The sequence below is a fragment of the Companilactobacillus mindensis DSM 14500 genome, assembly GCF_001434275.1.
Lineage (GTDB): Bacteria > Bacillota > Bacilli > Lactobacillales > Lactobacillaceae > Companilactobacillus > Companilactobacillus mindensis.
Genome location: NZ_AZEZ01000087.1, coordinates 1 through 5375, shown reverse-complemented (window position 1 = coordinate 5375; position 5375 = coordinate 1). Strand labels below are relative to the sequence as shown.

The 5375-nt window shown below is 37.7% G+C and carries 5 protein-coding genes; 3 read left to right on the top strand and 2 right to left on the bottom strand.

What is annotated here, in order from left to right:
• Positions 1-225: 225 nt before the first annotated feature.
• Positions 226-936 carry a B3/B4 domain-containing protein gene (locus FD29_RS07950; RefSeq protein ID WP_057888414.1) on the bottom strand — a complete coding sequence of 237 codons (711 nt, stop codon included), beginning with the start codon at positions 934-936 and terminating at the stop codon, positions 226-228.
• A 136-nt stretch (positions 937-1072) separates the two neighbouring features.
• Between FD29_RS07950 and FD29_RS07945 the strand changes: the two genes are divergently transcribed.
• Positions 1073-1933: an SDR family oxidoreductase gene (locus tag FD29_RS07945; RefSeq protein ID WP_057888413.1), complete on the top strand. Its 861-nt coding sequence runs from the start codon at positions 1073-1075 to the stop codon at positions 1931-1933.
• 79 nt (positions 1934-2012) lie between these two features.
• Here the strand turns inward: FD29_RS07945 and FD29_RS07940 are convergent, their stop codons facing one another.
• Positions 2013-2456, bottom strand: coding sequence for an Rrf2 family transcriptional regulator (locus FD29_RS07940; RefSeq protein ID WP_057888412.1), 444 nt, complete (start codon positions 2454-2456; stop codon positions 2013-2015).
• 174 nt (positions 2457-2630) lie between these two features.
• Here FD29_RS07940 and FD29_RS07935 point away from each other — a divergent pair, with 174 nt between their 5' ends.
• Together FD29_RS07935 and FD29_RS07930 are read left to right on the top strand one after the other, a co-directional pair.
• On the top strand, positions 2631-3554 hold the full coding sequence (locus FD29_RS07935) for an ABC transporter ATP-binding protein (RefSeq protein ID WP_057888411.1): 924 nt from the start codon (positions 2631-2633) through the stop codon (positions 3552-3554).
• A gap of 15 nt (positions 3555-3569) precedes the next feature.
• On the top strand, positions 3570-5090 hold the full coding sequence (locus FD29_RS07930) for an ABC transporter permease/substrate-binding protein (protein WP_057888410.1): 1521 nt from the start codon (positions 3570-3572) through the stop codon (positions 5088-5090).
• The last annotated feature ends 285 nt before the right edge of the window (positions 5091-5375 follow it).

Here is a 5375-nt window from a genome sequence, read left to right as displayed (position 1 = left end):
AAGTTCTAAGTAAAGAGTTTAATCTTTACTTAGAACTAATCTTAGGTTGTTTAATGTGATTTAAAAAAGTATCTAAATATTAAAATATGCGTATTTCTAATATTACTACTGTAAACAAATAGAAAAATTATTCAGTCTGGAATGGAATCTCGGTGGATGGGTTTGAAGTTGCTTCTCACAGCGTTCCGGCAATCCACAGGGATTGGGAGGTATAAATAACCAAACTTAATCTGCAAAAACAAATTCAGGATTATCGCGACTGAGAATCGTTACATCGTTGATATCGATACCCAAGTAATCGTGGAAACGTGTCTTCAAAGCATCTGCAGCTGCTAAGTGGTCAGCTTTGCGATCGGGTTGAATATTTTCCATATAGAAGAGTAAATTCTTGGTATCATCAGTGTCCGCTACTCGAGCACTGTCGCGCCAAGCCCAGCAACGAGAAATAATATCTTGATCGTCACGATAGACGACTTCGCCAGGTAAGGCTTCTTCGATCTCATCTTCACCAATCGGAGTGAATTTTTCGCCACCTTTAGCAACAGTTAAGTGAACATCGCCAACTAATTTATCCAGATCTTCGGCGGCAATTGGAAAGGCGTATTCAAGTGAAACGGAATTGTAGACATCGACGATAGGATTGATATTGCCAACGCCTTTGTTATTTTTAGCTCGTTTCAAAAGGTTTTCGACGGCATTGCGAGCACCTTTCTTAGTTTTGAATTTACGATAAGCGTCACGCCAAGCTTTAACGACTGGATTGGCACTTATAGGATCGTCAGGTACCCATTTCTTGGCGATTTCATTGGCGTTTTGAATTAGATCATCAGGTACATGTGAATCGTCGTGATTGTTGACATCGTGAGCAGTCATAACAGCAATTTCGACCTCTGGGAAGATATCCCAGAATTCTTTATCAATAATAATTTTTTGCATACAAATCCCTCCAACACTATTTGATTTTATTATATTATTTATTAACTATTAAAGGGAGTAAATCTTAAAACTTATCAGTTGACTACTTGTAACTATTGAAGTAACATCTATTTTGAAAACAGGAGGAAATTAAATTATGAAGTATATCATCACAGGTGCTACGGGTCATTTAGGCAGTCAAATTTTTAATGAATTGATCAAATTGGTTCCCAGTGCAGATGTAACTGCTGGCGTTCATACAGTTACCAAAGCTAAACACATCGCTGATGCCGGAAGCAATGTTGTACCGATTGATTTTATGGTGGAAGGTAGTTTGATTTCTGCCTTCAATAACAAAGATGTCTTGATCTACGTTCCTAGTAAGAGTCATGACAGTTACAGCCGCGTGACTGAATTGGAGAATGTTATCAAAGCAGCTCAAAGAGCTAAAGTAAGGCATATTTTGGCAATGGGCTTTATTGCAGATCAAGTTAATAATCCCTTTGATCTGTCGGCGTTCTACGGTTATTTGCCACGTCGTTTAGCATCGTCAAAAATCTCTTATACGATCGTTCGCAATGGCTTATACGCTGATTCACTGGTACCATACTTACCGGAATTGATCGAACGAGGAAATGTTATCTATCCAATGAAAGATCAGGCTTTGTCATTTATTAGTTTGGGTGACAGTTCCAAAGCCTTTGCCAAAGTGGCGGCGACAAAATCATTACTGAAAAATGGTAAAATTTATACATTGACGCAAGACCGTAATTATACGATGCCAGAACTTGCACAAGTGCTGAGTGAAGTATCAGGAGAAAAACTAGGTTATGCACCAGTAACACTAGAAGAATTTGCCAACCTTTATAATGAAGGCAACGAGGGTCACATGCTTTCATCGATGTATGATGCTGGTGGCCGTGGCTTATTGAATGTTGTCAGTGACGACTATCAAACTGTCATGGGACATAAAGCGACATCATTGCCTGATTTTTTGAAGGCTAATTATCAAAAATAGATTCACTAAAAATAGCGATAATAGGACAACCGATTGGGTTAAATCTATTATCGCTATTTTGATTTGTTTGTGAGCAAAGTTAAATAAGATGATGTTCTTTGGCTTTTTGTTCGACTTGGATCGATTCGATAATGTCTTGTAGCGTGACATTGTTGAATTTACGAAGGGCAGCCATTTTGGCATCTTCATAATAGTTCCCGAGTACTTTTTGAATATTGCCACCGACGATACATTCGGGATTAGTGTTGGTATCAAGCGTGAATAGTTGCTTGTCGCCTTCGACGGCCAAATAAACATCTAAAAGCGTGATTTCTCTTGGTGAGCGGGAAAGTTTGGGTTCCGCGGAGCCTTTTTTGGTATCGATCAAATCATTTTCACGCAATGTACTCATTAGACGACGGACGACTACGGGGGATGTTTCGATACTGGAAGCAATCAATTCACTGGATAACTTTAGGCTTTTATAAATTTCGATAAAAGCTAAAATATGGACTGAATCGCTGAAACGTGTAGAAACTCGCATGTATTTTACCTCTATATGTAACTTTTGTGTTTACAAGCTATATCATAGAATGATTTCGAATATTAGTCAATTAATCGTTCATATGCATATTATTTGACAGTAAATAGCGATTATTCTAATATTAATAACTAGGTTATACCTGTCACTTAAAAAGTTACATGAAAGAGACTAATTATGATAAAGTTTGAACACGTTTATAAGGAATATGAGGGTAATTCTGCCATTGAAGATTTGAACTTGGAAATCAACGATGGGGATTTTTTTGTGATGGTTGGAACAAGTGGCAGTGGTAAAACGACTACTTTAAAGATGATCAATCGCCTGATCAAGCCGACATCAGGGAAAATTTTAGTCGACGGCAAAAATATCGATGATTATGACTTGCAGAAGATGCGGCTCAATATGGGATATGTATTGCAAAACATCGCTTTGTTTCCTAATTTGACGATCGAAGAGAACATAACCATTCAACCTGAATCATTGCACTGGAATAAGGAGAAACGTAGAAAAGTTGCATTTGACTTATTAGAAAAAGTTGGTTTGGACCCGAAAGAATATGCCAAACGTTTACCGAGTGAATTGTCCGGTGGGGAACAACAGCGAGTGGGGATCATTCGGGCTTTGGCAACTAGTCCCAAGATGGTTTTGATGGATGAGCCATTCAGTGCTTTGGACCCAATTTCTCGAACGCAGTTGCAAGATTTAGTTTTGAAGTTGCATCGTGAATTGCAGACGACTTTTATTTTTGTTACCCACGATATGCACGAGGCTATCCGTTTGGGTGATACGATTGCCGTCATGAGCAAAGGTCGTTTGGAACAGATCGGCAATCGAGACGATATTTTGAATCATCCTAAGAATGAATTTGTAAAAGGCTTTTTCCAACAAGAAAAAAATGGTCAAGCAACGGTCGGTGAAATGATCGATGCCGGATTTGGTACTAAGACAGACCAGGCAATCAATTCTTCACTATTAAAAGAAGATTCACTCAATCGCTTGGCTGTGGAATTAAAAGATAATAATGGAGTAGTAGTATTTGAAAATATTGACGATAATTATCAATTCGTTACTTCTGATCTATTAGACTTTTTTAGCTAAAGAAGGTGAGAAATAATGCAGTCAATTATCCATATCTTGCAAACTCAAAGTGGCGGTATCTTGTCAGCTTTGGGCCAACATATTTCTATTTCGTTAATTTCCTTATTTATTGCAGCTATTATTGCAATTCCACTGGCAATTATTTTGATGACGCACAAACGAATTGCGGAAGTTATTCTACAGATCACCAGTATTTTACAGACGATTCCTAGTTTGGCTCTGTTAGGTATTCTGATTCCTTTAGTCGGAATTGGAACGGTCCCTTCGATCATTGCCTTGGTCGTGTATGCAGTCATGCCAATTTTTCAAAATACATATTCTGGTTTGACTACGATTGATCCTACCTTGGAAGAGGCAGCTGAGGCCTTTGGCTTGTCACGAACTAAGAAATTGATCAAGTTTCAGTTGCCTTTAGCGATGCCGATGATTATTTCTGGTATCAGAATTGCTATGGTTATGATCATTGGAACAGCCACATTGGCAGCTTTGATCGGTGCTGGTGGGTTAGGTACTTATATTCTCCTGGGGATTGAAACTAATAATAATGCGCTACTATTGATCGGTGCAGTTTTATCAGCCATTTTGACGTTGATTTTCAGTGCATTGATCAAAGCTATTTCTAAGTTGTCGTTACGTAAAATGGGAATTTTATTGGCAACTTTGGTAGTTTTGTTTGGTGGCTATGCAGGATATCGCCAAGTTGAAAAAAGTCACGTTTCGATTACGATTGCCGGTAAACTCGGTGGGGAACCGGAAATTTTGATCAACATGTATAAAGATTTGATTGAAAATGACAATCCAAATATGAAAGTTTCTTTGAAATCTAATTTTGGAGCTACATCCTTTATCTATAAGGCTTTGCAGACCGGTTCGATCGACATCTATCCTGAATTCACGGGAACGGTTTTGCAAACGTTAGTTAAAACCAATCAACCGGTTGATCAAAATCCCGAAAAGACTTACCAATCGGCTAAGAAATTATTGAAAGAGCAAGCCAACATGGCTTATCTAAAACCAATGCAATATCAAAATGGCTATGATTTGGCGGTCACGAAGAGCTTTGCTAAGAAATATAATTTGAAGACGATTAGTGACTTAGTCAAAGTAGAAGATAAAATTCATGCTGGCTTTGACCCCGACTTTTACCAACAACCGGCTGGATTCCAAGGTATCAAGAAGACATATAATCTTGAGGTTGCCAGTGTCAAAACGATGGAATCGTCAATCCGTTATAAGGCGATTGCTAACGGTAAAGTCAATCTAGTTGATGGTTATACGACTGATCCTGAAATTCAAGAGTATAACTTGCAGATGCTCAAGGATGACAAGCATTACTTCCCACCATATCAAGGGGCTCCGTTGATGACTGAGAAATTTGCTAACGAGTATCCAGAAGTCGTTAAGTCATTGAATAAATTGGCTGGTAAAATTTCAACTACTGATATGCAGAAGATGAATTATTTAGTTACGGTTAAACATGAAAAAGCTTCAAAGGTTGCCCATGAATATTTGGTTAGTCATAAGCTGATAAAATAATTTAAAGAGTAATCTAAAGGGTCATCACCTATTAAGGGGATGACCCTTTTTGTGTTACTGGAAGAAGAGTATAAAAGATATAAAAAATAGAGCTAATAATTTTAGTTTAATTATTTAATGAAGAATACTTATTTTAAAAATTGTTCTTTTACTTGTATAAAATGTAATAAATAAACATATATATATAATGAAAAACAAAAAGTACACTTATATAAGTGTACTTTTTTGAATAGTGCGCCCGGCATGGGCGCTAACTTGGTGGCGAAAGTCCACTGTGAGCCGTAG

Bases quoted from the DNA above. Each gene is read 5' to 3' on its own strand.
- FD29_RS07935 (WP_057888411.1), top strand. From the start codon at position 2,631: ATGATAAAGTTTGAACACGTTTATAAGGAATATGAGGGTAATTCTGCC.
- FD29_RS07950 (WP_057888414.1), bottom strand. From the start codon at position 936: ATGCAAAAAATTATTATTGATAAAGAATTCTGGGATATCTTCCCAGAG.
- FD29_RS07945 (WP_057888413.1), top strand. From the start codon at position 1,073: ATGAAGTATATCATCACAGGTGCTACGGGTCATTTAGGCAGTCAAATT.
- FD29_RS07930 (WP_057888410.1), top strand. From the start codon at position 3,570: ATGCAGTCAATTATCCATATCTTGCAAACTCAAAGTGGCGGTATCTTG.
- FD29_RS07940 (WP_057888412.1), bottom strand. From the start codon at position 2,456: ATGCGAGTTTCTACACGTTTCAGCGATTCAGTCCATATTTTAGCTTTT.